The organism is Burkholderia sp. D-99 (assembly GCF_011605345.1).
Classification (GTDB): domain Bacteria; phylum Pseudomonadota; class Gammaproteobacteria; order Burkholderiales; family Burkholderiaceae; genus Burkholderia.
The window spans coordinates 258,534-281,639 of sequence record NZ_JAAOXM010000003.1; the positions used below are offsets into that span (position 1 = coordinate 258,534).

A 23,106-nucleotide genomic window follows, 5' to 3' on the forward strand; every position below is an offset into this window, starting at 1 on the left:
GTAATTTTTATGGGTGCGCATGCAACCAGGCAGACGCGCGGGTCATCGTAGCACCGCGCTGTTTTGCGTGCGTTGCGTATCGGTTATGTAAGGAGCAAGGCGCGTGCCATGCCTGTCGCATGGTGCGCGATGCGCGTTCGTGGTGCGTCGTGCATGGGTAACGTGCAGCGCCTGATGCGGCGTTGCGCTGAAACGGTGCGCGACGCGAACGCGCTCAGGTTTGCCAGAGGCGCAGCGGCCGAGCGTCGACGCCGTGCACGATCGGCCGCAGATGCAGCCAGCAGTCGGTGAAGTGGCGTTGCAGCGCTTCCATCGATGTCGACAGCGCGCGGACCAGCACGACGCCCGGTGTCACGCAGGTCGCGCCCGCGCGCAGCGTGGTATCGAACGGCATCCGGGCTGCGAGCGATTCGGCCAGCGCGGCGTCGCACGCGGCGCCGACGGCCCACAGCGTGCCGTATGCGGGAAAACCGGCGAGGCCCTGCAGTGCGCCGCGCAGCGGATCGCGTGCGTCGAGCAGCGCGCGTTCGGTCCACAGCGGCCGGCCGTCGGCATCGACGAGCGCCGAGGTCGACGCGATGCGTCCTGCCGACCAGGTTTCGCCGGCCGCCTGCCGGCCGAGCTGCGTCGCGTCCCAGCCGATCGCGCTCGCGCCCGTGCCGAGCGTCACCGTGAAATCGAGCGACGCATGCGCTGCGTCGAAGAACAGGTTGTTCTGCGGCAGCCAGTCGAGCTTCGCGTCACGGCCGACCGTGATGCCGATGCGCTGCGTCGCGTCAAGGCCGTTCGACTTGTACCACTTGGTCGCGCCGGGCGTCGTCAAAACCGCATGCGTGCTGTCGCCGAGCGCGATGTCGATGTCGAGCCGGTCGCCGCCCGCGACGCCGCCCGGCGGATGGACGATCACCGCATGGCAGATCGCGTCGCCTTCCGGGTACAGCGGCCGCTGTACACGCAGCGGGCCGTCGTGCAGCCGGTGCGCGAGCGTCGTGCGCGCGCCGTGCCGCTCGAAGCCGAGTTCGAGGCGGCCGCGCCACGACTTGGCGACGGCGGGGCGGGACAGCGGGGCGTGCGAATCGGGGGCGGACATCGGCAGCGAACGGGAAACGAAGGAAACGGGCGCGAAGAACGTGGATGCTACCGGAACAATAATGCAGATGCCGCGTTCGTTGAAAGCGCCGCGTGCGGGCGCGTCGCGAACCGGCCGCCGGTACCCGTTGCCGTGCCTGCCGCCGTGCCGCGCGTCACACCGCGATCAGCTCGCGCACGCCGTTCGCTTCCATGTCCCGCGCGTCGCCGCCCGCGACGATCTCGCCGCGGCTCATCACCCAGTAGCTGTCCGCGATCGATTGCGCGAAGTCGTAATACTGTTCGACGAGCAGCACGGTCATCCTCGAGTCGTCGACGAGCTGGCGCAGCGTGCGGCCGATGTCCTGGATGATCGACGGCTGGATGCCTTCGGTCGGCTCGTCGAGGATCAGCAACTGCGGCTCGCTCATCAGCGCGCGGCCGATCGCGAGCTGCTGCTGCTGGCCGCCCGACAGGTCGCCGCCGCGCCGCGCGCGCATGTCCTTCAGCACCGGGAACAGGTGGTAGATGCGGTCGGGCACCTTCGACGGCGCTTTCCGGCTTGCCGCGCCGACCAGCAGGTTTTCCTCGACGGTCAGCCGCGGAAAGATGTCGCGGCCCTGCGGCACGTACGCGAGCCCGGCGGCGACGCGCGCATACGGCGGCAGTGCACCGAGCGCCCTGCCACGCCACGACACGCTGCCGCTTTTCGCGGCGACGACACCCATCAGGCAGCGCAGCAACGTGCTCTTGCCGACGCCGTTGCGGCCCAGCAGCACGGTGAGCTTGCCGTCGTCGGCGGCGAGGCTCACGTTGCGCAGGATATGGCTGCCGCCGTAGTACTGGTTCAGTGCATCGATCTTCAGCATCGCATCATCGTCCGAGGTAAGACTCGATCACCGCGTCGTCGCGCTTGACCTGGTCGAGCGTGCCCTGCGCGAGCACCGCGCCTTCGGCCATCACCGTCACGCGGCCCGTGTCGCCCGCGAGTGCCGCGACGAATTCCATGTCGTGCTCGACGACCATCATCGAGCAGGTGCCGCGCAGCGTGTTCAGCAGTTCGGCGAGTTCCATCGTCTCGTGATCGGTCATCCCGGCCGCCGGCTCGTCGAGCAGCAAGAGGGCAGGGCGCTGCATCAGCAGCATGCCGATCTCGAGCCGCTGCTTCTGCCCGTGCGACAGCTCGCCCGCCGCGCGATACGCGTCGCTTTCGAGGCCGATCAGCGCGAGCGTCTCCTCGATCTTCGCCTGCGCGGTGCGGTCGAGCCGCGCGCGCAGCGACGCGAGCCAGCCCTTGTCGGTCTGCATCGCGAGCTCGAGGTTCTCCCACACCGGATGCTGTTCGAACACGGTCGGCTTCTGGAACTTGCGACCGATCCCCGCGCGCGCGATTTCCGGCTCGTTCATGCGCGCGAGGTCGATGGTCTGGCCGAGAAACACCTTGCCCGCATCGGGGCGCGTCTTGCCGGTGATCACGTCCATCATCGTCGTCTTGCCCGCACCGTTCGGGCCAATCACGCAGCGCAGCTCGCCCGCGTCGATCGCGAGCGACAGCTTCTTCAGTGCGCGGAAACCGTCGAAGCTCACCTCGATATCCTCGAGGTAGAGGATCGTTCCGTGCGACGTGTCGATGCCGGGCGGCACCACGCGCCCCATCGACGCGGTGCCGCTGACGGCCAGCAGTTCGTCCTCGGGCGGTGGCGTGAATTGATAGAGGGCCGTTCCGTTCATGCGCGTTTTCCTTTTGCGAGCACGGCTTCGACGAGGCCCATGATCCCGCGCGGCAGCAGCAGCGGCACGAGCACGAAGATCAGGCCGAGGAAGAACAGCCAGTATTCGGCGAAGTAAGCGGTAAAGAAGCTCTTCGCGCCGTTCACCGCGAACGCGCCAATGATCGGCCCGATCAGCGTGCCGCGCCCGCCTACCGCGACCCAGATCGCCATCTCGATCGAGTTGCCGGGCGACATCTCGCCGGGGTTGATGATGCCGACCTGCGGCACGTACAACGCACCCGCGATGCCGCACAGCACGGCGGACACGGTCCACACGAACAGCTTGTACGCGAGCGGGCTGTAGCCGAGGAACATCAGCCGCGTCTCGCCGTCGCGCACCGCGGTGACGACGCGCCCGAGCTTGCTCGTGACGATCGCGCGCGCGGCGATGAACGCGAGCACGAGTGTCGCGAACGTGAGCAGCAACAGCACCGTGCGCGTGCCGGGCGACGTGACCGCGAAGCCCGCGATGCGCTTGAAGTCGGTGAAGCCGTTGTTGCCGCCGAAGCCGGTTTCGTTGCGATAGAACAGCAGCATCGCGGCGAACGTCAGCGCCTGCGTGATGATCGACAGGTACACGCCTTTCACGCGCGAGCGGAACGTGAAGAAGCCGAACACCCAGGCGAGCACGGCCGGCACGAGCACGACGAGCGCGAGCGCCCACGCGAGGTGCTGCGTGCCGCTCCAGTACCACGGCAACTGGTGCCAGTCGAGAAACACCATGAAATCGGGCAGGTCGCTGCCGTACTTGCCGTCACGGCCGATCTCGCGCATCAGGTACATGCCGATCGCATAGCCGCCGAGCGCGAAGAAGAGGCCGTGGCCGAGGCTCAGGATGCCGCAGTAGCCCCACACGAGATCGAGCGCGAGCGCGGCGATCGCGTAGCACATCAGCTTGCCGGCGAGCGTCATCGCGTAGGCGGACAGATGGAGCGCGCTCGACTCGGGCACGACGAGCGAGGCGAGCGGCACGCAGATGCCGATCGCGATGCACAGCGCGATCAGCGCGAGCCACGCGCGTCGCGACAGCAGCGCGGGGCGGGGCGGCAGGCCGAGCGCGAAACCGTCTGCCGCGCTTGCGGCGGCAGCCGGCTGCGGCGCATCGGCGACCGGGTTGGACAGCGAATGGGTGAATGAAGTCACGTCAAGCCTCCGCACTGCGGCCCTTCGGGGCGAACATGCCCTGCGGACGTTTCTGGATGAACAGCACGATCATCACGAGCACCGCGATCTTCGCGAGCACGGCGCCCCAGAACGGCTCGATCGCCTTGCTCGCGAGGCCGAGCCCGAAGCCGCCGAGCACGGTGCCGGCGATCTGCCCGACACCGCCGAGCACGACCGCCATGAACGAATCGATGATGTAGTTCTGGCCGAGGTCGGGGCCCACGTTGCCGATCTGCGACAGCGCGCAGCCGCCGAGGCCCGCGATGCCCGCGCCGAACGCGAATGCGTACGCGTCGACACGCGCGGTCTTCACGCCGACGCACGCGGCCATCCGGCGGTTCTGCGTGACCGCGCGCACGAACAGGCCGAGCCGTGTCTTCGTCAGCACGGCCCACGCAACGAATACCACCGCGAGCGCGAACGCGAGGATCGCGAGCCGGTTGTACGGCAGGATCAGGTTCTGCATCACGCTCACGCCGCCGCTCATCCACGACGGGTTCACGACCTGCACGTTCTGCGCGCCGAACAGCATGCGCGTCGCCTGGATCAGGATCAGGCTCACGCCGAAGGTGGCGAGCAGCGTCTCCAGCGGGCGGCCGTACAGGTGCCGCAGCACGAGCCGTTCGAGCACGATGCCGACGAGCGCGGCCGTCACGAACGACACCGGCACGGCGGCGAGCGGATACCAGTCGAACGCGCCGGGCGCGTAGCGCTGGATCAGCGTCTGCACGACATAGGTTGCGTACGCACCGATCATCAGGAATTCGCCGTGCGCCATGTTGATCACGCCGATCAGCCCGTACGTGATCGCGAGGCCGAGTGCGGCGAGCAGCAGCACGCTGCCGAGCGACAGGCCGGCGAACAGCGTGCCGACGATCTCGCCGCGGCGCTGCAGCGAATGCAGTGCGTCGAGCCCCTGCTGCGCGGCGTCACGCACGCGCGCATCGGGCTCCGTGTAGCTGCCGTCCGCGTTCTTCGCGACGAGCGGGCGCAACTGTTCGATCATGTCGAGATCGTGGCGCGCGGCCACCACCTGCACGGCTTCGAGACGCTTCGCCGGGTCGGCGTCGTGCAGCGCGGCAATCGCCCACAATGCATCGAGGCGGCGCTTCAGCGCGGGATCGGTTTCCTTTGCACGGGCGCGGTCGATCATCGGCTTGAGCGCCGGGTCGGGCGATTTCAGCAACGCATCGATCGCGTCGCGTCGCGCGGTGACATCGGGCGACGCGAGCGCGAGCCCCGACAGCGCGCCCGTGATCTTCGTGCGCAGCAGGTTGTTCAGCATCACGGGCTGCGCGTCGCCGGCCGGCGTCGCGGCCTGCGTGAGCGCGTCGTGCGTGGTGTCGCCGGTCTGGATCAGCAGGCGGCCGTCGCCGGTCGCGAGCGCGTCACCGGTCGACAGCGCATTGAGCAGCGCGACGGCGCGTGGATCGGGATCGGCGGCGAGCCGTTCGATTGCGGCCGTCTTCGCGTCGAAGTCGTCGCCGGCGAGCGCGGCGGTATCGGTGGCCGTCAGCGCGAACGCGGCGCGCGGCAGCCCGCCCGCGAGGGCGGCGCACGCGACGATCGCGACGGCGGCTCGGCGAAAGCGTGTAGGCATCGGGAAATCCTGTCGGGCGTGAGGAAGCGGATGCAGGCGGCGATGTGCGGGCGCTTGCGGTGCGTCACGGCAAGCGCGCCCGGACCATCGGTACCTGCGGGAGAGCGGAGCATCGCGCCGGAGCGCGACGCCCCGCGTCGCGTCAGGCGAGCGCCGCGCGCTGCCGGCGCAGGAACGCCGGGATCGACGTGACGATGTCCGGCTTGCCCTGGTTGCCCGCGATGAACGGGCTCCACGGTTGCGCGCGCACTGCGGTCTTGGTCTTCCACACGACGTTGAACTGCCCGTCGCCGCGAATCTCGCCGATCATCACCGGCTTGTGCAGGTGATGGTTGCCGTCCATGGCGAGCGTGAAGCCCGACGGCGCGGCCACCGTCTGGCCGATCATCGCGACGCGTACCTTGTCGACGTCGGTGCTCTTCGCCTTTTCGACGGCCTGCTTCCACATGTGGATGCCGACGTAGGTCGCCTCCATCGGGTCGTTGGTTACGCGCTTCGCGCCGCCCGGCAGGTTGTTCGCCTTCACCCACGCGGCGAACTGGTCCTTGAACTTCGTGTTGGTCGGGTTCTTCACCGACATGAAGTAATTCCACGCCGCGAGGTGGCCGACGAGCGGCTTGGTGTCGATCCCGCGCAGTTCTTCCTCGCCGACCGAGAACGCGACGACCGGCACGTCGGTCGCCTTGATCCCCTGGTTGCCGAGCTCCTTGTAGAACGGCACGTTCGAGTCGCCGTTGATCGTCGAGATCACGGTCGTCTTGCCGCCTTGCGAGAAGTTCTTGATGTTCGCGACGATGGTCTGGTAATCGCTGTGGCCGAACGGCGTGTAGACCTCCTGAATGTCGGCGTCCTTCACGCCCTTCGATTTCAGGAACGCACGCAGGATCTTGTTGGTCGTGCGCGGATACACGTAGTCGGTACCGAGCAGGAAGAAGCGCTTCGCGCCGCCGCCTTCCGCGCCCATCAGGTACTCGACGGCCGGGATCGCCTGCTGATTCGGCGCTGCGCCCGTATAGAACACGTTGCGCGACATTTCCTCGCCTTCGTACTGAACCGGGTAGTAGAGCAGCCCGTTCAGCTCTTCGAACACCGGCAGCACCGACTTGCGCGACACCGATGTCCAGCAGCCGAACACGCAGGCGACCTTGTCCTGCGTGAGCAGCTGGCGCGCCTTCTCGGCGAACAGCGGCCAGTTCGACGCGGGATCGACCACCACGGGCTCGAGCTTGCGACCCATCACGCCGCCGCTCTTGTTGATGTCGGCGATCGTCATCAGCGCGGTGTCCTTCAGCGACGTCTCCGAGATCGCCATCGTGCCCGACAGCGAATGCAGGATGCCGACCTTGATCGGGCCGGTGCCCGCATCGGCCGCGTGCGCGAACGGGCTCTTGCCCGCGAGCGCGAGTGCGCCGGCCATCGAACCGAACTTCAACAGACTGCGACGTTTCATCGGGTTCCCCTTGACGTGTTGGATATGCGTGCAAGGGGTAACGCAAGGCATGTGCCAGTCGTGCGGATGCACGTCCGGCGTGCCTGCGCGGGGCGGTGCGTGGCGTCGGGACGGTGCGCATGACGCGTCGTGCAGCATGTGCGGTCCGTCGCGGTGCAGGTTCGCGGGCGCAAATGGTGCACGGTCGGGGTTCCCTGTTCCGGTGCCTGCACGCGGTGCGGGAACGGCCGTGCGCCATGACTTCGCACCACGCGCGCACGGCGCGGACGCAGCGCGGTGCCGCCGCAGATCAGACGACGCTGAAACAAACCGGAGCGGGAAAGAGAAACGGGCGCGCCATGCGCGCCCGTTCGGCGGATCGGTATGACCGGCGGCAAGGTGCCGGCCGGTGCGGCGGCGCGTGATGCGCCACCGGCAGGATCAGTAGCGCGGCACGGACGGATCGACGTCGCGCGACCACGCGTCGATCCCGCCTTGCAGGTTGTACAGCTTCGTGAAGCCGCGCGATTCGAGGAACATCGCGACCTGCGCGCTGCGCATCCCGTGATGGCATACGCAGACGATTTCCGCTTCGTCGTCGAGCTCTTCGCTGCGCGCGGGAATCTGCTGCATCGGAATCGACACGCTGCCGGCAATGTGCGCGGTCGCGATTTCCCACGGTTCGCGCACGTCGAGCACGACCGGCGCGGGGCGCGCCTTGTCGCCGAGCCATGCCGCGAGCATCGCGGCGGTCAGGATCTGCATGGAGGCTCCGCCGCTCAGAACTTGAAGCGCGACGGCTCGATCGCGTTGACGAGGTGGTCGATGTACGTTTCGAACACGTCGGCGACGCGGTACTGCTTGTCGTCGATGCGCGTGATGATCTGCGCCTTCATCACCGGACGGCCGCCGACGAATGCCGCGAGGCGGCCGCCGACCTTCAGCTGTTCGAGCATTTCCTGCGGCACGACGGGCAGGCCGCCCGCGACGCAGATCACGTCATACGGCGCCTTGCCGGCCCAGCCGCGCGAACCGTCGCCGAGGACGACTTCCGCGTTGGTCACGCCGTCGTTGCGCAGGTTGTCTTCCGCGAATTTCGCGTTGGTCGGATCGATCTCGACGGCCGTCACGTGCTGTGCACGGTGCGCGAACAGTGCGGCGAGGTAGCCCGAGCCGGCGCCGATGATGAGCACGTTCTCGTGCTTCTTGACCGTCAGCTCCTGCAGCACGCGCGCTTCGACGCGCGGGAACAGCATCTTGCTGTTCCCGCCGGGCAGCGGCAGTTCGAGGTCGGCGAACGCGAGATCGCGGTATGCGGCCGGAACGTAGTTTTCACGCTTGACGATCGACAGCAGGCCCAGGACGTCGAGATCCAGCACGTCCCACGGCCGGATCTGTTGTTCGATCATGTTGAAACGCGCGTTTTCGATATTCATGGTGTGGTCACGCAGCCTGGTCGGCCATCAGCGGGGATAGAGAAACTTCGTGATTGTACCAAACGGGGCGGCCGCGAAGCCTTCAGGCAGCCTGCAACAGACCTTTACCCCTTGCTCTTCTTGATCTGCGCCTCGAATGCAAGGTCGAGCTTGCTCGCCTTGCGCGGCTTTTGGGGGCCGAATTCGTCGACGAACTTGACGAACTCGTCGAGCGGCAGCGGCTCGCAGCGCTTCTCGGCGGTGCCGCCCGAGCGGTCGACGAGATAGAACAGGCCGCCCGCCATCGCGACGGCCGCGAATTGGGGGTTGCCGGAGCGGGTCTTCAGGCGTTCGACCGCGTGGGTCGCTTTGGTGGTGCGCATCGTGCGGATTCTGGCGGGGCGTAAGCCCCACACTGTATCAAACCGGCCGCCCGCGTGCGGCCGGGGCCCGTCCGGCCCTACACCGTGCGCGAATAGCGCTGCTGCTGCGTCTGGCCGAGATACGCGTCGAATGCCATCGCGATGTTGCGCACGACCATCCGGCCGGCCGGATGGATCGTCAGGCGGTCGCTCGCGATCGTCAGCAGCCCGTCGCGCTCGAACGGGCGCAGCGCGTCGAGCTCGCGCGCGAAATGATCGGCGAAGCGGATGCCGTGCGCGGCCTCGACATGCGAGAACGGCAGGTCGAGGTTGCACATCAGTTGCGTGATCACGTCGCGGCGCAGCCGGTCGTCGGGCGTGAGCCGCACGCCGCGCGCGATCGGCAGGCGGCCCGCGTCGAGCGCGGCGCCGTAGGCGGGCAGGTCCTTCGCGTTCTGCGCGTAGACGTCGCCGACCTTGCCGATCGACGACACGCCGAAGCCGACGAGGTCGGTATCCGCGCGCGTGCTGTAGCCCTGGAAATTGCGCTGCAGCGTGCCGTTGCGCTGCGCGCGCACGAGCTCGTCGGACGGCCGCGCGAAGTGGTCCATGCCGATGTACACGTAGCCGGCGGACGTCAGCATGTCGATCGCGAGGCCGAGCAGCGCGATGCGCGTTTCCGGCGGCGGCAGCGTCGCATCGTCGATCTGCCGCTGCATCTTGAACAGGTGCGGCATGTGCGCGTAGCCGAACACCGACAGCCGGTCGGGCGCGAGTTCGATGATCGTTTCCAGCGTGCGCGCGAAGACGGAAACGGTCTGGTGCGGCAGCCCGTAGATCAGGTCGACGCTCACCGAATGAAACCCCGTCGTGCGCGCGGCGGAGAGCAGGTCGGCCGTCATCGCAAGCGGCTGGATGCGGTTGATCGCCTGCTGCACGACCGGATCGAAGTCCTGCACGCCAAGGCTCAGCCGGTTGAAGCCGATCGTGCGCAGGTGGACGAGCGTGGCGGGCGTGACCGTGCGCGGGTCGATCTCGATCGAGAATTCGGCGTCGGCATCCGGCGCGAGCGCGAAGTGCTCGCGGGTGGCCGCCATCAGCTCGGCCGTTTCGTCGTCGGACAGGAAGGTGGGCGTGCCGCCACCCCAGTGCAGCTGCGTGACCGGGCGCGCGGGATCGAACAAGGCGGCCTGCAGCGTCATCTCGCGCTTGAGCTGGTCGAGATACGGGCGTGCCCGGCGGTGGTTGTTGGTCGCGATCTTGTTGCAGCCGCAGTAGAAGCACGCGGTGTTGCAGAACGGGATGTGGAAGTACAGCGACAGCTCGCTCGACGAGGCGCCCGGGTCGCTCGCCGCGCGCACGTAGTTGGCCGGGTCGAAATCGTCGCGGAACTGCAGCGCGGTGGGGTACGACGTATAGCGCGGCCCGTTCGCGCCGTATTTCGCGAGCAAATCGGGACGGAACACTGTGTCGGCAGAACCGGAACGCATGATGATCTCGCGCTTTTTAGATGCTTTCGAGTATATAAACGCGCGATTGAGCTGCATTGTGTAATAACGTCGCAGCCGGCGATGGCACAATGCGGGGTGCGGCTGCCGGCACCGCGTCCGGTTGCCGCACCGTTTTTTGTTGTTCGTTCGAGAGAGCCGAGTGTCCGTCGAAATGCCTGTCCGCCCGGCGCCTGCCGATGTCCCGCCGCCGCATGCGTGTCGCGAAGGCTGCGGCGCGTGCTGCATCGCGCCGTCGATTTCCAGCCCGATTCCGGGCATGCCCGACGGCAAGCCGGCCGGCGTGCGCTGCGTGCAGCTCGGCGACGATCTTCGATGCAGGATCTTCGGCCGGCCCGAGCGCCCCGCGTGCTGTTCCGGGTTGCAGCCGTCCGCGGAGATGTGCGGCGCATCGCGCGACGACGCGCTCGCGTGGCTCACGCGCCTGGAAGTCGCGACGCAGCCGTCGCCGCGGCGCGGCGCACGGCGATAGCGGGCTGCCCGCGGCGCTCGATGCGCAGACCGCGCATGGAACCCGCCGCACGCGTGAACGCACTAACCCCGATCGATTGCCCGGCATGGGCCGGCGCCGCCGTGCCCGATACAGGAGATTGTTCAGCATGACCGCAACCCGCGCGCCCGGCCGGCGCAGTTTTCTCGCCGCATGCGTCGGCGCCGTCGGCGTGATCGTGTCGCTCGCCGCGTGCGCGTCGACGTTCCCGTTCATCCCCGATCACTACACGTTCTCGCGCGGCGACGTGCAGAAAGCCGTCGCGCGCAAGTTCCCGTACCAGAAGACGGTCGCGCAGGTCGTCGACGTGTCGCTCGCGAACCCGGCCGTCAACCTGCTGCCCGACCAGAACCGCGTCGCCGTGCAGCTCGACGCGCATTTCACGAGCCCGTTCCTGCGCGCGCCCGTCAGCGGCAAGTTCACCGTGTCGGGCCAGCTTGCTTACGACGCGCCGAGCCGCTCGGTCGTGCTGAAGTCGCCGGCGGTCGACAGCCTCGCGCTCGACGGCGACGCGCAGATGTATGCGCAACAGGTCGGCGCGGCCGCGGGCCTGCTCGCGACGCAGTTGCTGACCAACTATCCGATCTACACGTTCAAGCCCGAACAACTGCAATTTGCCGGGGTGAACTACGAACCCGGTACAATTACGATTCTTACAAACGGCATACGCGTGGCGATCGTCGAAAAATGACGACGTACCGCGCTCGGCCGGAGGGGGGCCGCGCGTGGAAGAGTGGCCCATTCATTCGACCATTTCGGAGTTGGGCCACGGATGGACTGGATCCTGATCTGCAAGGCTTTGATCCTCGGCGTCGTCGAGGGGCTGACGGAATTCCTGCCGGTGTCGAGTACCGGGCACCTGATCGTCGCGGGCAGCTTCCTGAATTTCAACGATTCGCATGCGAAGACCTTCGACGTCGTGATCCAGTTCGGTGCGATCCTCGCGGTCTGCTGGGAATACCGGCAGCGGATCGCGTCCATCGTGTCCGGGCTGCCGAGCCGGCCTGAAGCGCGGCGCTTCACGTTGAACGTCGTGATCGCGACCATTCCTGCGGTTGCGCTCGGCCTCCTGTTCGAGAAGAAGATCAAGGCCGTGCTGTTCTCGCCGGTGCCCGTCGCGTTCGCGCTCGTCGTGGGCGGTGCGATCATCCTGTGGGCCGAGGCGCGGCAGCGCGAGCGCCGCGAGCCGCCGCGCGTGGTGTCGGTCGATGCGCTGACGCCGCTCGACGCGCTGAAGGTCGGGATCGCGCAGTGCTTCGCGCTGGTGCCCGGCATGTCGCGCTCGGGCTCGACGATCATCGGCGGGATGCTGTTCGGTCTCGACCGGCGCGTGGCCACCGAATTCTCGTTCTTCCTCGCGATTCCGATCATCTTCGGCGCGACGCTCTATGAAACCGTCAAGGACTGGCAGGCGTTCACCGTCGATTCGCTCGGCCTGTTCGCGCTCGGCCTCGTCGCGGCGTTCGTCAGTGCGTTCGTGTGCGTGCGCTGGCTGCTGCGCTACGTCGCGACGCACGATTTCACGGTGTTCGCGTGGTACCGGATCGCGTTCGGGCTGTTCGTGCTGCTGGTCGGGTACAGCGGCTGGCTGAACTGGGCGTGATGCCGATACGGCGGCCGATGCGCCACCGATAAAAAAGGCCCGATCGGCAGATGCCGGTCGGGCCTTTTTCCATTCGGGGCAGGGGGAGTCGTTCAGCCTGCGCGCTTGCGGAACACCAGGTCCCATACGCCGTGGCCGAGCCGCAGCCCGCGCCGTTCGAACTTTGTCACCGGGCGGTAGTCGGGGCGCGGCGCGTAGTCGGCGGCCGTGTTTTCGAGCGTCGGTTCCGCGCCGAGCACTTCCAGCATCTGTTCCGCGTAGTTCTGCCAGTCGGTCGCGCAGTGAATGTATGCGCCGGGCTTCAGGCGCGATGCGAGATGCGCGACGAGCGGCGGCTGGATCAGCCGGCGCTTGTGGTGGCGCGCCTTGTGCCACGGGTCGGGGAAGAAGATGTGCACGCCGTCGAGACTTTCCGGCGCGAGCATGTGTTCGAGCACCTCGACCGCGTCGTGCTGGATGATGCGGATGTTCGGCAGATCCTGCTCGCCGATCAGTTTCAGCAGCGCGCCGACGCCCGGCTCGTGCACTTCGACGCCGAGGAAGTCGTCGCCGGGGCGGTGCGCGGCGATTTCCGCGGTCGACGCGCCCATCCCGAAGCCGATCTCGAGGATGCGCGGCGCGCTGCGGCCGAACACCGCGTTCCAGTCGGGCAGCTCCGGCGCATACGGCACCACGAAGCGCGGGCCGAATTCGTCGAGCGCACGGCGCTGGCCGGTCGACACGCGGCCGGCACGTGTCACGAAGCTGCGGATACGGCGGTGGTGCAGCGGATTGACTGCGTCGGCGCCTTCGGTGGCTTCGTCGGGAATGGCGTCGTCGTGCGGCGGCAGGCCGGCTTCGTTCGGATCGTCGTGCATCATCGGTACAGAGAAAGGCTCGGTTGCGGGCGAGGGCCCGTTGCGCGCAGCAGTGCGCCGGGTGAACCGACACATGGTACAAAAAAGCCGCCTTCGACGAGGCGGCTTTTGCGCAGGCTGCGATGCAGCCGGAAAGTGGAGCGGGCGATGGGAATCGAAGGCTCCTCTACGCGCATCCGCAACACTTTGATTTAAAAGGAACACGGAGCGGGCAGCACCGCCCCATGTCGGATACTTCTGTAGGAGCGGATTGTAACAGAGTGACGTCGCGTGTCCAACGTTCGCGCGCGCCACCTAGACCAGGAGCAGTGAAGCGGCCTGCGTGCTTAAGGGTTCACAAGCTCAGCTACGTCGTAACCTTCTCGCGTCAAGCGGAACATCTCTCTTTTCGGGCTTACGGCCCTAATCAGATTGCTGTGCTCAAGCTCCTCTAAAGCTCCTTCCCAAATGGCTCGAAGTCGTGGATCACTGCCTTCGAGATATTGTTTGTTGTTCGTCCCCATAGTCACTCCACCCAAGTGGCGAAGAAACATAATCTGGCCGTATGGGTCACTTGCTGCGTCTTTAAGCAAGGTTGCGGCTTCCTTTGATAAAGCAGGGGTATTGCTGAGATTGCTCTGAACGATGGCCGATGTATTGCCGGTTTTTGAGGCTTCGGAATATTGATCCTCGTTCATTTTTAACTGAATCTGGCGATAGAATTTGTTCCTGAAATCCGAGGCATCGCTGTATGACTCAAACAATCCCCTCGTCTTGCAAGACTCTTTGAATTCTTTCAGTTTTTTATACTGTTCTGGGTCTACACTGTCCGGCATGACGGGCGCCGAGGAAAAGTAGAGCATCGCAGGCTTTCCGGCTTGAATATGCTCCTCAATTTCCTCAATTGTTCCGCTCATATACTGCTCTGTCGGAGTTCCGGCGCGGGTCCAGAATACTCCAATCAAGATATCGCTCCCGTTGAGAATCTGCTTATTGATTACAGATTGGGGGGTGCCTCCCATTTCCGGGGAAGAGTGAGTCTCCCAGCCAACAGGGAGTAGCACGATTTTCATTTTCTCCGAATGAACTGTGTTCCATTCATTGAGAATTTCTCGAATGATATTTCTTTCAGCGGCGACATCGCCGGGAGAGGCAATCATCACTTTATAGACGGTGGCTTGGTAGCTCATGCGTGGCGCAATCTAAGGTGTTGATCTCTAAAAGTCAGGATCGTGAAGAGGAACATGATCATGCGCAATTCCTCCTCGCGGTCCGAACACTCTTGGTTGTGGGCACGGTCGGTTCCCGTCTCTGAAGTGTATCTCGGGACGAGTCGTTGGGTATGAGGGCATTCACGCACGATCGATTTCCAGCTTGCTGTCGCCAAGGGTTCGGCAACGTGACAGAAATTATCGTGCTTTAATGCCTCAAATGCCGTATGCCGCCCTGTAAGGATTTGCGATCCGCGACACCGATTGAAGGACGCGATACCTTAGGCTGGTCGCGGATTCCCTAGGACCTCCTACCGTTTCGCGTGCCCGACTTGTGCGCTCGTCGGCGTTTCGCAGGCGGACAGGGTTGACACAAGTTCGTGTGTCGGCGATTCAGACAGAGGGAGTGGAATGAATCCGGGATATAACTTTTCTCTAGTTACTCCCTTTGTTTTGTATTCGTTGTTTAAGCCCTTCCCGTGGGAGAGCCAATACTCTCCCTAGGCTTCTCACAAATGAGAAACCTAGTTGGAGGCATCGGCGCTCCCATATTCTTCCCTATGGGCAATCCCGCGCTTTGGTCATGACGCATTATGTCAGGAGGGGTTGATCCAAAGCTGAGCCAACCAAACCGCTCCCCATCGTCCCGGCTGCGTCTTCCTCTTGTGAGGCAACTCTACCGGTGAGCATTACGACGATCCCATCTATGCTCCGCTGCATATCTCTCTCGCAGCTTTACGACCTTGCCCGACCGTTCTATCGCCGAAAAGCAAGGAAGCGCAAACCCGGTCTCTTGGGGTTGCGACGAGCAATTTAGCATAAACCGGTATGAATTTCACCATATGAGTAAAAATATTCGATGTCCGCGGGGCTTTGATGTTTTTTCTCACGATTTTTTCAACGATTTCGCTACATCTTTCTTTCGTCGGTGCTGGGAATTGAGAATCGTTTCTGTTCTTTCATGTTGCATGGAAGGAGCAATCTGGGCTGGCGAAAGGCAGTGGTTATCGAACGCTTAACGCCGCGATCTATGCGTTTTTTTGCTTGCTCAGCAAGGCAAGACCAGCCTGATAGACTCCCTCCTGAACTACACGACGGGGTGGAGAAAATGTGGGGACTAGAAACAAAAGACTGGGTGATAGTTGGGGCCACGATTGCCGGGCCGATCCTCGCTGTGCAAGCGCAGAAGTGGGTCGAACGAGCCCGGGCAACTGCGCAACGTCGAGATTGGATCTTCACAACTCTGATGGGAACGCGGCAAGCGCGGGTTTCGTTCGATCACGTGCGCGCATTAAACATGATCGACCTCGCTTATTACGGCACCCGAATCCCCTTCATCGGTTGGGTTTGGCGCAATGGGCGCGAGAAAGCCGTCCTCACGGCATGGCATGACTACCATGCGCATCTATCGCTTCCGGGGCAGGCGGGGCGTCCTCAGACCGAGCCGGAGCAGCGAGACTGGAACGGCCGTAGCGACGAATTGTTCACGAACCTTTTGGACAAGCTCGCGGTGGCAAACAATTTTCGGTTCGAACGGGCTCAGCTTAAGGGTGGTAGCTACTCCCCAGAAGCGCACGGCACGGCCGAGCTACAGCAGCAAGCAATTCGGCATTTGGCAATCGAAGTGCTTGCTGGCAACAAACCTCTCTCGATGGACGTAAAGACTTGGCCAGTTGACGCTGCTGCGGCCGAGCAACAGCTCACCACACAGGCGGAGTTAGTCCAGAACCAAAGGGAAATCATGGGCGACTTTAAGCAGATACTGGATAGGCTTACCGAGCATGCTATTGGTCCAGGCGCGGTAGCGAGAGCGGGCAACGAACCATCCCCCGTCGAGAGAGCGTAGCTGAACACGGTTGCCAGTCATCTTTGTATTTGCCTCCTCTTTGTCGAAAATCAATTTGCGCGGTTTTATAAAAATGAAAGAACATCCACTTACTTCAGATGAGCTTGGTGAAAAGGGGGAAAGTCGCTTCAAGGAGATGTGCGCGGATGCAAAGTTAATCTGCAACAAATCTGATCGCGATCGAGCCGGTTGGGATTTTTTGGTTGAATTTCCCTTTGCGAGCCAGGCGCCACTTTCATTGGATAACAGAATTGCGCCGCCATCCTGCCATATCCAGGTTAAAACAGTATACGGCTCGACCAGTAGGGTATCGACGTGTTGCAGACTGTGCGGCATCTGGGTGAGCGTGGCATCAGGGTCGTCGTGCTCCAACTCGGCACGACCGATCTGACCTCGACGGCTGGGAAGCTGTTGCTGTCGATGTTGGCCGCAGTCGCAGAAATGGAGCGAGACCTTCTTGTCGAGAGAACACAAGCGGGGCTTGCTCGGGCGAAGTCGGAGGGGAAAAAGCTCGGCAGACCGTCTAAAACGACTCCAGAGCAGCGTGCCGAAATTATGCGTAGGTTGGGCGCGGGCGAGTCGGTCAGCGCGCTGGCGAGGTTCTATTCGATCTCGCGAGCCAACGTCAATAGCATCAGAGCGAATGTGGCTGGATAGATCATGTGCGAAAAATCGGCGAAGGAGCAGCGTGAGTGGCTGAATGTCTCTTGCAACGGGGTGTTGTGCTTGTATTTTAAGGGGATCTAATGTCGTTTACCGATCAGCAAATCGTTGCCGCATATGCAGCGGCTCGGCGTGTGCATGATGGTCTTCAAATTCGAGCTAGAGCCTTAGACGATCTAGTGCGCATAGGCGTAAAGAAAAGCAATGCGGGATTTTGCATTGATAATTGCCGGAAGATGTTGCGTGGTAAGCGTTATAAAAGAACTCTCACCGAGGCAATAGCGGAAACTTTTCTGACATCAATTCACCGGGACGATGGTTCTGTAGGGTTGAAAACGGCCCTTTCCGCGTTGGAGGCTCATTTCCTTTATCTGGAGACTAAGCGGGTGTCTCCTGCTCATCAAGAAAGAAACCTACACGCCCGTTTTTCTGCGTTGCTTGCCGCCGATGACTCGATCAACGTGGATGAGGATGAGGAACACTTGGAAGCGATCCGGGGACGAACTGACATCGGTGCGACGACGAAGGAGCAACTCGTTAAGTCTCGTCGTGGTCAAGGACTTTTCAAAGCCAACGTCCGGCTTAATGAAAGGCGATGCCGCGTAACCAAGATAGAAGATCCGGCGCATCTTCGGGCCAGCCATATCAAACCTTGGAGAGACAGCAGTGACGAAGAGAAGCTTAACGGCTGCAACGGACTACTGCTTGCGCCGCATGTCGATCACCTTTTCGACAAAGGGGCGATCTCGTTTGCCGACAACGGCGACCTACTGGTGTCCCCTTTGCTGGACTCATCTGTCCTTATCGCTTGGGGCATTCCGGCAGTCTTAAACGTGGGGCCGTTCAATCCCGAGCAAGCGAAATTTCTTCTCTATCACCGAGAGAAGTATCACTTCGCTTGAACTTTTCACACGGGACATAAGCCCCGGTTTTGGGAGCGCGCCGCCGTCGCCGTTGCCGTCTATCGCGTGTTCAGTTGGCTTTTGCTGGCGATCCTAACCATCTTCCCGTCCCGATCGAACAGGATGGCGATGTTCGAAGACGTGCCGCCGAGCACCGATGCTTGCGAATACACCCATTGTTGAAGCGTGGAGCCATTCGGCATTGTGTTCGTTGCCGTCGGTGTGCCTAGCTTCTCTTGGGCTTGCTGAATCGTCGTCACGCCCGGAACGAATTGGTCCGCGTCATGAAGGTCGAACTTGTTCCCCGTCGTCATGCAGGCGGTCAGGCTCAAAGCCAGAGCGCACGCCGCGAATGTCTTTCTCATTGGTCAGCTCTCTTTCTCGTGGTGGGCAGCAACAAACGCAACAAGACGCGCCCTGAGTCTGTTGCTCTACGGCAGCGTTACGTTTCAGTAAGTCGAGGCGCAAACCTTGTAGACGGCGCGCTGCAACTGATCGGGCGTGGCGTCGGGCTGACGTTTGTAGACCAGATCGAGTGCGCCCATATAGAGTCCGCGGAAGTCCCGCTTCCAGTTGGGCGGAATCGCTTTTAGGTTTGACTCGAACTTTGCTTGCTCAGTCGAATAGGACACTCCGTCGTCCCTGTCTCGGGCCATCTCCAGCGCCATGCGGCTGATCTGAAAACAGATGCCCTCGCTGCCAGCCCAGGCGTGGCCGGTCGCTAGCGGTCCACACATCAGAGTCAGCAGCAGTGACGCGGCGATGTGCCTCGCGGACCAGTGGTTCGCTTGTGGTTTCGTCATTTATAGGGTGGCCACTATTGGGGTGGCCATTTTTAGGGTGTGTCGCGATTATACGTGCCCGCCAACAATGCCGTGCATGACGGCAAACACATCACTCAGGAATCGCTTCGGGGCGAGGGTTCGAGAACTGCGGAAAGCTACGACCGGGTTGAGCCAAGAGGCTTTCGCCGACAAGTGCGGCTTCGTGCGCAGCTACATGGGGAAGATTGAGACCGGCAAGGCGAATCCATCCTTGGACTCAATTCAGACGATCGCCGACGCTCTCGGCGTGCCGGTTAAGACACTGTTTGAGGAAGACGGTGCGGAGGGCGCACCGTCGGTTCAGGACTAGAGAGGGTTAGCTAGCGTTCGCGCCGCTCGATCTACGACGCACGCTATCCTTTTGACGTTCGGCGCATCGAATGGCCCGGATGCCGTCGGACGCAATGAACGGCGCGATACCGTCTGCTTCAGGGAAGGCCAGCCCATCGACGACTCCGGCCAACTGGTCCGCATCCCGGTCCTTCGCATAGCGGTTCCAGCTTTCAGTGTCTCCTCGCTGATGTCCTGCTATTTGCGCCATCACCCGTTCCGGAGTGCCTAGACGCTCGGTTGCGGTCAGGAACGTGTGTCGGAACGAGTGAAACGTCTTCATTCCGTTTCGTTCGATGCCGAGCGTTCGCCCCAAGAATCGTTCATTGAACCAAGAACTAGCTGGCTTCCCATAGCCTTTGACCGCATCCCGTTTGAGTTCCGGGAAAAGACGGGTGTAGCCTGCTTTGCGAAGTGCGTGAACGTATTCCGGCAGCCCGAGTTGGACGAGCCTGTCATGTAGTGGAACGACACGTAACGCGTTGATCGTCTTCAGGGATTTGTCGCTCTCGTCAACTTTGTCGGACCCCATGAGGTTGAAATCGAGATACCACGCGCCGCCTTCCGTCTGGTGGATGTCCGATAGGTATAACTGGCAGAGTTCGTTGATTCGTCCGCCAGTGAATAAACCTAGCAGGGGCAGCCAATAGTAGTGCGGTCGCCAGGTTGTCCAGCCGGTTGCGTTGAATGACCCGGTGCCGGTAGTGAACCAGTCTTGGGCGAAGATCAACGACAACTCCTGCGACGTAAATGCATGTCGTTCGTCTTGCGCGCGCGGCACGTTGAAACGCCCGTCTCCACGCTTATAGTCGGAGGCCGGGTTGAACCTCAACATATGCTTCCGCTCCCCGAACGCGAGGATTTCACTCAGGCGGCCAATATGCCCCTTGATCGTCGCTTCTCTCTTGCGTTCAAGTCCTTCGCGTTCCGCAATGCGGATCAACTCGTCCAGTGAATCGGTTCCGAACCGGCGCTTGGCCAGATAGATGTCGGAGGGCAGTTGCGCCAAGCTGCTGGCGTATTGGTCGATAGTTTCCAGTTCAATTTCGCCGAGTTCGGGGTCTCCCATCAGGTCGCGAAACAGACCGGCTTCTGTCGTCATGCGCCGGGTTTGATCTTCGCCCCATGTGCGACTTCGCGCGTAAAGCTCGAAGAGGCCCCAGAACCGCTTCTTGCCGTGCTTTGCGGTAATTGGATCGAATACGACCGGCGTTGGCTCAATGCTTGTCGGGGAACCGGCTGGGACAGGGCCAGCGGTCGATGAGGGGCTTGGGACAGACAGTGCAGGTATTGTCGCGCGCGAAATGATCGACGGCGCTGGCAGGGCGACCGTGGGGGCAGGGCTGAGTGACGCAACGAGCCGGCCACGAACCTTTGTGACGGCCGTTTTGAGAACGATGCAACGCGCGAGGTCCACGGAGATCGGTTCCTCAAGGAAGATGCCCGCTGACTTGCCGTCGCGGAACACACCTTCTTGGGTCACCCCGGCGGTGACGACGTGTTGCAGCGTGGCCCGAGGATCGAGGAAGCGCACCAGTCCAGTGTGGAGTGTCTGTTCGCGATAGGCTTCGACTTCATTCCAGATGAATTCGCCGCCGAAGTCCCGATCAAGGTCATTGAGAACAGGCACTCGCCAGCAGGGCTGCCTGTGGAAATGCATGAAGACTTGCGCGCCATCGTTGAGCAGTTCATTCGCCAATAGTTGCGGCGGCATACCAATGGTCCGCGCAGCGTCCACAACGGGGATCATGCCCGCGCCGTCGATCAGCGGGTTTTCCGCCCTCAGTTTTTCGATGTCCAACGTCATGAAGTGCTCGCGCCAGTGCGACAGAATTCGATGGGCGACGAGTTTAGCGGCTTCCCAATCCCGGAGTCGGGTGGACGCATGAATTTCGGTCTTGCCGATTGCTACGCGCAACCGATGCGGGACGACGAGACGAACGACGTAGATGCCGCTGGGGCGACGATAGAGGCAGGAGGTTTGAGCCACCGTAGGAGACCACTGTAGTAGTGGTGCGGCGAAGCTCGTGAGACACGCACATAACCCAGTGGAATCAAGGGGCTATACGGTGTGTGGAGCGGGCGATGGGAATCGAACCCACGTCATCAGCTTGGGAAGCTGAGGTAATGGCCATTATACGACGCCCGCAGAGCCTGCGATTCTACAGGGGTTTGGGTGGGGATGGCAAGCGGGCGGTTTTGGGCGGTGGCGGCGAAACTGGCATGGCTGGATCGTGGGGCGGTGGCGTCGCTGGCTTTGGTCCGATGTTCTCTTTCGGCCGTGCGAGCGTTTACAATAAGTGCCACGCGATGCGTCACAGCCTCGGAACATGTTCCATTGCGGTCGGGGCACGCAACATGACACTCACACCGCGCAAATTGGGGTCGCATAGAAAATGTCAAGCCAAGTTATTGTCGAACAGGTCATCGCGATATTGGGTAAACCAGTATGTAGCGGAGAGAAGTTCGCAATCTTTCATGCGGACTGCATGGAAGCGATGAAGGCACTACCCGCAGAGCTAGTCGATTTGACTGTCACCTCACCTCCTTACAATATCGGCAAGGCTTATGAAAACACGATGCCATTGGACGAGTATGTTCAATGGTGCGGCGATTGGATGAGGGAGGTGTATCGACTAACTAAATCGAACGGTGCTTTCTGGCTTAATGTGGGTTACATACCAGTCGAAGGACGAGCCAAGGCTCTGCCGTTACCTTATCTGCTTTGGGACAAAGTTCCATTCTTCCTTATTCAGGAGCTCGTTTGGAACTATGGAGCAGGAGTCGCTGCACGGAAATTCCTGTCTCCTCGCAACGAGAAATTCATTTGGTATGTTAAGGATCAAGAAAATTATACGTTCAATCTTGACGAAATCCGCGATCCAGACGTCAAATATCCAAATCAGAAGAAGAACGGCAAGCTTCGCTGCAATACCGCCGGAAAAAATCCATCTGATGTCTGGCAAATTGCCAAGGTGACGTCCGGTGCGCAGCGCTCCTCAGCAGAGCGAGCACCGCATCCGGCACAGTTTCCCATGGACCTTATTGATAGGCTAGTCAAGGGTTTTTCAAACGTTCAAGATCTGGTGATGGATCCTTTCATGGGATCTGGAACGACGGCTGAGTGTGCAGTTCGCAATGGACGCTTCGTTATCGGATTTGAGAAGGAACGAGCGTATTGCGATTACATCGCTCAGCGGTTGAAGTGGGCCGAAAACCAGAGCACTTCTCTCTTTCAGCTTGAATATACTGACGCGTAGGCCATGGCGGCATCCCTTGCCTTTAAAAGGCGGGGATGCAGCGCGCCATTGTAGTGAAGCAAATCTCGTACTGTAAGCACGCGTAGAGCGTTCGCTATTTCTACGGTCATGGGTCCCATGTGGGGCAAAATTCCAACAGGTGCGTTTAGTGTGTATTCGCCCCGAATCGGGATTAGCTTGCTTGCGTAGACTTCATCTGGAAGTCCTGCCATCTGTCCAGTTGGCGATTTTTGGGGCTGCCAGTCGCTTCCGTCGATCCAGCCGAATCGAATAAGATTTAGCGTTTCACGATAAAAGTTGACGGTGATGTAGTATCCAGATTTATCTTTCTTCGAAGCCCCGCCATTGACGAGTTCTTGTCCATAGCTTCGATTGCCATAGACCTTTAGGCCAAGTTGCCCAGACGTCTTCACCTCAATTGAAAAGCGCGAATCGGGGATGTAGTGAATGTCCTTTTCCGCAGCAGACGCAGATCCTCGCCATAGAGCTGGATATCTGCGCGCAAGCTCATGGGAAAACAGCTTTTCGAAGAAGTAGCCGATGACCGTTGCGGGAGGAAGAACGTTCTTTAGCGGCAGATGGTTCAGATCAGTCCCGATGCGCGTCGACCAGACTGCTTGCCACGCGGACAACGCTATGTCCCTGATTTCCTCGAGTCCCAACGGATGTTGTTGCACGAGAGACTCGGTGATCTGAGGCCATTTACTGATTGGGGCGTTCTGGTAGGGCATTCCGATCAATTCCACGATGCAGCGGTCCGGTTGCGATTGGAAACACTGATTGTTTCACATCGCGCCCTTTTTCGAAATACCTTGTGTGTGCG

The 23,106-nt window shown here is 62.0% G+C and carries 24 protein-coding genes and 1 tRNA gene; 8 read left to right on the forward strand and 17 right to left on the reverse strand.

What is annotated here, in order from left to right:
• Positions 1-214: 214 nt before the first annotated feature.
• The 10 genes from HAV18_RS15105 to hemN all read right to left on the reverse strand — a co-directional run bounded on the left by HAV18_RS15105 (position 215) and on the right by hemN (position 10,300).
• A complete protein-coding gene (locus HAV18_RS15105; RefSeq protein ID WP_166957180.1) occupies positions 215-1,090 on the reverse strand; it encodes an urease accessory protein UreD in 876 nt (291 codons plus the stop codon).
• A gap of 154 nt (positions 1,091-1,244) precedes the next feature.
• Positions 1,245-1,937 carry an urea ABC transporter ATP-binding subunit UrtE gene (gene urtE, locus HAV18_RS15110; protein ID WP_166957182.1) on the reverse strand — a complete coding sequence of 231 codons (693 nt, stop codon included), beginning with the start codon at positions 1,935-1,937 and terminating at the stop codon, positions 1,245-1,247.
• Between the two features lie 4 nt (positions 1,938-1,941).
• Positions 1,942-2,799 carry an urea ABC transporter ATP-binding protein UrtD gene (gene urtD, locus HAV18_RS15115; RefSeq protein ID WP_027788161.1) on the reverse strand — a complete coding sequence of 286 codons (858 nt, stop codon included), beginning with the start codon at positions 2,797-2,799 and terminating at the stop codon, positions 1,942-1,944.
• A complete protein-coding gene (gene urtC, locus HAV18_RS15120) occupies positions 2,796-3,983 on the reverse strand; it encodes an urea ABC transporter permease subunit UrtC (RefSeq protein WP_166957184.1) in 1,188 nt (395 codons plus the stop codon). The genes urtD and urtC overlap by 4 nt, the downstream gene beginning before the upstream one ends.
• Position 3,984: 1 nt before the next feature.
• Positions 3,985-5,604 (reverse strand): urea ABC transporter permease subunit UrtB, encoded by a 1,620-nt coding sequence (gene urtB, locus HAV18_RS15125; RefSeq protein ID WP_166957186.1) that lies wholly within the window; start codon positions 5,602-5,604, stop codon positions 3,985-3,987.
• A 142-nt stretch (positions 5,605-5,746) separates the two neighbouring features.
• Complete coding sequence (urtA, locus tag HAV18_RS15130) at positions 5,747-7,054, reverse strand: urea ABC transporter substrate-binding protein (RefSeq protein WP_166957188.1); 1,308 nt, start codon at positions 7,052-7,054, stop codon at positions 5,747-5,749.
• A gap of 420 nt (positions 7,055-7,474) precedes the next feature.
• A complete protein-coding gene (locus HAV18_RS15135; protein ID WP_166957190.1) occupies positions 7,475-7,798 on the reverse strand; it encodes a rhodanese-like domain-containing protein in 324 nt (107 codons plus the stop codon).
• Between the two features lie 14 nt (positions 7,799-7,812).
• Positions 7,813-8,469: a protein-L-isoaspartate O-methyltransferase gene (locus HAV18_RS15140; protein ID WP_166957192.1), complete on the reverse strand. Its 657-nt coding sequence runs from the start codon at positions 8,467-8,469 to the stop codon at positions 7,813-7,815.
• Positions 8,470-8,573: 104 nt separating this feature from the next.
• On the reverse strand, positions 8,574-8,831 hold the full coding sequence (locus HAV18_RS15145; protein ID WP_049033582.1) for a hypothetical protein: 258 nt from the start codon (positions 8,829-8,831) through the stop codon (positions 8,574-8,576).
• A gap of 77 nt (positions 8,832-8,908) precedes the next feature.
• Positions 8,909-10,300, reverse strand: coding sequence for an oxygen-independent coproporphyrinogen III oxidase (gene hemN, locus HAV18_RS15150; RefSeq protein WP_166957194.1), 1,392 nt, complete (start codon positions 10,298-10,300; stop codon positions 8,909-8,911).
• A gap of 172 nt (positions 10,301-10,472) precedes the next feature.
• On the opposite strand from hemN, the gene HAV18_RS15155 reads away from it, so the two are divergent.
• The 3 genes from HAV18_RS15155 (at position 10,473) to HAV18_RS15165 (ending at position 12,411) form a co-directional block, all read left to right on the forward strand.
• Entirely contained in the window at positions 10,473-10,790 is a 318-nt protein-coding gene (locus HAV18_RS15155; RefSeq protein WP_166957196.1) for a YkgJ family cysteine cluster protein, read from the forward strand.
• 127 nt (positions 10,791-10,917) lie between these two features.
• Positions 10,918-11,499, forward strand: coding sequence for a DUF1439 domain-containing protein (locus tag HAV18_RS15160; protein ID WP_166957198.1), 582 nt, complete (start codon positions 10,918-10,920; stop codon positions 11,497-11,499).
• Between the two features lie 81 nt (positions 11,500-11,580).
• Entirely contained in the window at positions 11,581-12,411 is an 831-nt protein-coding gene (locus HAV18_RS15165; protein WP_166957200.1) for an undecaprenyl-diphosphate phosphatase, read from the forward strand.
• 92 nt (positions 12,412-12,503) lie between these two features.
• Here the strand turns inward: HAV18_RS15165 and trmB are convergent, their stop codons facing one another.
• Both trmB and HAV18_RS15175 read right to left on the reverse strand, forming a co-directional pair.
• Positions 12,504-13,271, reverse strand: coding sequence for a tRNA (guanosine(46)-N7)-methyltransferase TrmB (trmB, locus tag HAV18_RS15170; RefSeq protein WP_166957202.1), 768 nt, complete (start codon positions 13,269-13,271; stop codon positions 12,504-12,506).
• A 323-nt stretch (positions 13,272-13,594) separates the two neighbouring features.
• Positions 13,595-14,437, reverse strand: a complete 843-nt coding sequence (locus tag HAV18_RS15175; RefSeq protein WP_166957204.1) for a DUF4062 domain-containing protein — start codon at positions 14,435-14,437, stop codon at positions 13,595-13,597.
• 1,129 nt (positions 14,438-15,566) lie between these two features.
• Between HAV18_RS15175 and HAV18_RS15180 the strand changes: the two genes are divergently transcribed.
• From HAV18_RS15180 to HAV18_RS15190, 3 genes are all read left to right on the forward strand, one after another.
• On the forward strand, positions 15,567-16,304 hold the full coding sequence (locus tag HAV18_RS15180; RefSeq protein ID WP_347814758.1) for a DUF6680 family protein: 738 nt from the start codon (positions 15,567-15,569) through the stop codon (positions 16,302-16,304).
• A gap of 315 nt (positions 16,305-16,619) precedes the next feature.
• Complete coding sequence (locus tag HAV18_RS15185) at positions 16,620-16,961, forward strand: recombinase family protein (RefSeq protein ID WP_347814759.1); 342 nt, start codon at positions 16,620-16,622, stop codon at positions 16,959-16,961.
• An 89-nt stretch (positions 16,962-17,050) separates the two neighbouring features.
• The gene (locus HAV18_RS15190; RefSeq protein ID WP_208101963.1) at positions 17,051-17,869 is read left to right on the forward strand and encodes an HNH endonuclease; all 819 of its coding nucleotides are present in this window, start codon (positions 17,051-17,053) and stop codon (positions 17,867-17,869) included.
• A gap of 59 nt (positions 17,870-17,928) precedes the next feature.
• On the opposite strand, the gene HAV18_RS15195 is transcribed toward HAV18_RS15190, so the two are convergent.
• The gene (locus HAV18_RS15195; protein WP_243771652.1) at positions 17,929-18,234 is read right to left on the reverse strand and encodes a hypothetical protein; all 306 of its coding nucleotides are present in this window, start codon (positions 18,232-18,234) and stop codon (positions 17,929-17,931) included.
• A gap of 84 nt (positions 18,235-18,318) precedes the next feature.
• On the reverse strand, positions 18,319-18,672 hold the full coding sequence (locus HAV18_RS15200; protein WP_166957206.1) for a hypothetical protein: 354 nt from the start codon (positions 18,670-18,672) through the stop codon (positions 18,319-18,321).
• Between the two features lie 76 nt (positions 18,673-18,748).
• Here HAV18_RS15200 and HAV18_RS15205 point away from each other — a divergent pair, with 76 nt between their 5' ends.
• Positions 18,749-19,003 (forward strand): helix-turn-helix domain-containing protein, encoded by a 255-nt coding sequence (locus tag HAV18_RS15205; protein WP_076605870.1) that lies wholly within the window; start codon positions 18,749-18,751, stop codon positions 19,001-19,003.
• Between the two features lie 6 nt (positions 19,004-19,009).
• On the opposite strand, the gene HAV18_RS40275 is transcribed toward HAV18_RS15205, so the two are convergent.
• Together HAV18_RS40275 and HAV18_RS15215 are read right to left on the reverse strand one after the other, a co-directional pair.
• Positions 19,010-21,013, reverse strand: coding sequence for a tyrosine-type recombinase/integrase (locus tag HAV18_RS40275; RefSeq protein WP_166957208.1), 2,004 nt, complete (start codon positions 21,011-21,013; stop codon positions 19,010-19,012).
• Positions 21,014-21,097: 84 nt separating this feature from the next.
• Positions 21,098-21,172: transfer RNA gene (locus HAV18_RS15215), tRNA-Gly, on the reverse strand.
• 247 nt (positions 21,173-21,419) lie between these two features.
• On the opposite strand from HAV18_RS15215, the gene HAV18_RS15220 reads away from it, so the two are divergent.
• Positions 21,420-22,283 (forward strand): site-specific DNA-methyltransferase, encoded by an 864-nt coding sequence (locus HAV18_RS15220; protein ID WP_166957210.1) that lies wholly within the window; start codon positions 21,420-21,422, stop codon positions 22,281-22,283.
• On the opposite strand, the gene HAV18_RS15225 is transcribed toward HAV18_RS15220, so the two are convergent.
• The gene (locus tag HAV18_RS15225) at positions 22,259-23,014 is read right to left on the reverse strand and encodes a ScaI family restriction endonuclease (RefSeq protein ID WP_166957212.1); all 756 of its coding nucleotides are present in this window, start codon (positions 23,012-23,014) and stop codon (positions 22,259-22,261) included. The genes HAV18_RS15220 and HAV18_RS15225 overlap by 25 nt on opposite strands.
• Positions 23,015-23,106 lie beyond the last annotated feature (92 nt).

What these genes read in the sequence shown, in the direction of transcription:
- HAV18_RS15105 (WP_166957180.1), bottom strand. Translation starts at nt 1,090, where the DNA reads ATGTCCGCCCCCGATTCGCACGCCCCGCTGTCCCGCCCCGCCGTCGCC.
- urtE (WP_166957182.1), bottom strand. Translation starts at nt 1,937, where the DNA reads ATGCTGAAGATCGATGCACTGAACCAGTACTACGGCGGCAGCCATATC.
- urtD (WP_027788161.1), bottom strand. Translation starts at nt 2,799, where the DNA reads ATGAACGGAACGGCCCTCTATCAATTCACGCCACCGCCCGAGGACGAA.
- urtB (WP_166957186.1), bottom strand. Translation starts at nt 5,604, where the DNA reads ATGCCTACACGCTTTCGCCGAGCCGCCGTCGCGATCGTCGCGTGCGCC.
- urtA (WP_166957188.1), bottom strand. Translation starts at nt 7,054, where the DNA reads ATGAAACGTCGCAGTCTGTTGAAGTTCGGTTCGATGGCCGGCGCACTC.
- HAV18_RS15135 (WP_166957190.1), bottom strand. Translation starts at nt 7,798, where the DNA reads ATGCAGATCCTGACCGCCGCGATGCTCGCGGCATGGCTCGGCGACAAG.
- HAV18_RS15140 (WP_166957192.1), bottom strand. Translation starts at nt 8,469, where the DNA reads ATGAATATCGAAAACGCGCGTTTCAACATGATCGAACAACAGATCCGG.
- HAV18_RS15145 (WP_049033582.1), bottom strand. Translation starts at nt 8,831, where the DNA reads ATGCGCACCACCAAAGCGACCCACGCGGTCGAACGCCTGAAGACCCGC.
- hemN (WP_166957194.1), bottom strand. Translation starts at nt 10,300, where the DNA reads ATGCGTTCCGGTTCTGCCGACACAGTGTTCCGTCCCGATTTGCTCGCG.
- HAV18_RS15155 (WP_166957196.1), top strand. Translation starts at nt 10,473, where the DNA reads ATGCCTGTCCGCCCGGCGCCTGCCGATGTCCCGCCGCCGCATGCGTGT.
- HAV18_RS15160 (WP_166957198.1), top strand. Translation starts at nt 10,918, where the DNA reads ATGACCGCAACCCGCGCGCCCGGCCGGCGCAGTTTTCTCGCCGCATGC.
- HAV18_RS15165 (WP_166957200.1), top strand. Translation starts at nt 11,581, where the DNA reads ATGGACTGGATCCTGATCTGCAAGGCTTTGATCCTCGGCGTCGTCGAG.
- trmB (WP_166957202.1), bottom strand. Translation starts at nt 13,271, where the DNA reads ATGATGCACGACGATCCGAACGAAGCCGGCCTGCCGCCGCACGACGAC.
- HAV18_RS15175 (WP_166957204.1), bottom strand. Translation starts at nt 14,437, where the DNA reads ATGAGCTACCAAGCCACCGTCTATAAAGTGATGATTGCCTCTCCCGGC.
- HAV18_RS15180 (WP_347814758.1), top strand. Translation starts at nt 15,567, where the DNA reads ATGTGGGGACTAGAAACAAAAGACTGGGTGATAGTTGGGGCCACGATT.
- HAV18_RS15190 (WP_208101963.1), top strand. Translation starts at nt 17,051, where the DNA reads ATGTCGTTTACCGATCAGCAAATCGTTGCCGCATATGCAGCGGCTCGG.
- HAV18_RS15195 (WP_243771652.1), bottom strand. Translation starts at nt 18,234, where the DNA reads ATGAGAAAGACATTCGCGGCGTGCGCTCTGGCTTTGAGCCTGACCGCC.
- HAV18_RS15200 (WP_166957206.1), bottom strand. Translation starts at nt 18,672, where the DNA reads ATGACGAAACCACAAGCGAACCACTGGTCCGCGAGGCACATCGCCGCG.
- HAV18_RS15205 (WP_076605870.1), top strand. Translation starts at nt 18,749, where the DNA reads ATGACGGCAAACACATCACTCAGGAATCGCTTCGGGGCGAGGGTTCGA.
- HAV18_RS15220 (WP_166957210.1), top strand. Translation starts at nt 21,420, where the DNA reads ATGTCAAGCCAAGTTATTGTCGAACAGGTCATCGCGATATTGGGTAAA.
- HAV18_RS15225 (WP_166957212.1), bottom strand. Translation starts at nt 23,014, where the DNA reads ATGCCCTACCAGAACGCCCCAATCAGTAAATGGCCTCAGATCACCGAG.